This window comes from Nocardia sp. NPDC059228 (genome assembly GCF_042754245.1).
Classification (GTDB): Bacteria; Actinomycetota; Actinomycetes; order Mycobacteriales; family Mycobacteriaceae; genus Nocardia.
The window spans coordinates 1-1,523 of the sequence record NZ_JBHZAL010000103.1 but is presented as its reverse complement, the minus strand read 5'-3'; the positions used below and the strand labels follow the sequence as shown (position 1 = coordinate 1,523).

The following is a 1,523-nucleotide window of genomic DNA, read 5'->3' as shown; positions in this document are numbered from 1 at the left end:
TGTGGACACCGAGCGCTTCGGCAGCCGCTCCTCGTCCCTCAGCGGCGCGGTCCAGGACCCGACACCGAAGAAGGTGGACGTGTACGACGCGTAGGACCGGCGGCCGGGGTTACGAGGAGGAGCCCGGCGGCCGGCCGGGCGGATGTGGCGCGGGCCCGGCAAGATCCAAACGACGGGCCCTATTCCTCGGGCCAGGCGTCCGCCAGCATCACCCGTGTGTCGGCGAGCAGTTGGGGCAGCACCTTCGTGTGCGCCACGACGGGCATGAAGTTGGCGTCGCCGCCCCAGCGCGGCACGACGTGCTGGTGCAGATGGGCGGCGATGCCGGCCCCCGCGACGGTGCCCTGGTTCATGCCGATGTTGAAGCCGTGCGCCCCGGACGCCGTACGCAGCGCGGTCATCGCCCGCTTGGTGAACGCGGCCAGTTCGACGGTCTCGTCCGCGTCCAGCTCCGTGTAGTCGGCGACGTGCCGGAACGGTACGACCATGAGGTGGCCGCCGTTGTACGGATAGAGGTTCAGCACCGCGTAGACGGATTCGCCGCGGGCGATGACGAGCCCGTCCTCGTCGGACTTGCGCGGGATGGAGCAGAAGGGACAGCCGTCGTCCGCGTTCGGACCGGTGGGCTTGTTCTCGCCCTGGATGTAGGCCATCCGGTGGGGCGTCCACAGGCGCTGGAACGCGTCCTGGGTACCCACTCCGATCTGCTGCTCCGGCTCGCTCGTCATGCTGTGAAGCATATGACTTCGGCCCGGTGGAGCGTGTCGGCGGGCCCGCCCGGCGACGCCCCGGCCATGCTGACGCGATGCATGTCCGGAACCGACCCGAGCGGCTGCGCGACTGGGAGCGGCGCCTCGATCTGCCGCTGCTCGTCGCCTCGCTCCTCTTCCTCGCCTGTTACGCGGTCATCGTGCTGAACCACGGCCGCGATCCGCTCCTGGGCGACGCGGCGCTGAGCGTGCTCTTCGCGATCTGGGCGCTGTTCGCGGTGGACTACGCGGTGCGTCTGGTGCTGAGCGGCCAGGGTGTTCATTTCGTGAGGACGCACTGGCTGGACACTGTCGTCCTGCTGCTGCCCCTGCTGCGCCCGGTGCGGATCGTCAACACGTACGTGACGCTCCAGCGCCGCCGCGACCAGCCGCGGCTGAGTCTGTACGGGCGGGTGATGTCGTACGCGGGGATCACTGCCGCGCTGCTCAGCTTCGCCACGGCGCTCGCGGTCTACCAGCAGGAGCGCGGCGCGCCGGGCGCCACCATCCGGACCTTCGGGGACTCGGTGTGGTGGGCCTGTTCGGCGATCACCACGGTCGGGTACGGCGACGTCACGCCGGTGACATCGCTCGGCCGGGTGTTCGCGGTCTTCCTGATGGTCTGCGGACTGGCGCTGCTGGGTGCGGTGACGGGTTCGTTCTCCTCGTGGCTGATCCAGGTCTTCGGCCGGGAGGACCTGGCGAGCGGCGAGAGCCTCCCGAACGGGCCGCCGGACGGCGTACGGCCGCCGGGATGCTGACGCCTCTCCGGGG

The 1,523-nt window shown here is 70.3% G+C and carries 2 protein-coding genes; one reads left to right on the top strand and one right to left on the bottom strand.

Annotation, left to right across the window (positions count from 1 at the left end; translation table 11 throughout):
* Positions 1–179: 179 nt before the first annotated feature.
* Positions 180–728: an HIT family protein gene (locus ACFXKA_RS42725; protein ID WP_379431864.1), complete on the bottom strand. Its 549-nt coding sequence runs from the start codon at positions 726–728 to the stop codon at positions 180–182.
* 77 nt (positions 729–805) lie between these two features.
* Between ACFXKA_RS42725 and ACFXKA_RS42720 the strand changes: the two genes are divergently transcribed.
* Entirely contained in the window at positions 806–1,510 is a 705-nt protein-coding gene (locus tag ACFXKA_RS42720) for a potassium channel family protein (RefSeq protein WP_379431863.1), read from the top strand.
* The last annotated feature ends 13 nt before the right edge of the window (positions 1,511–1,523 follow it).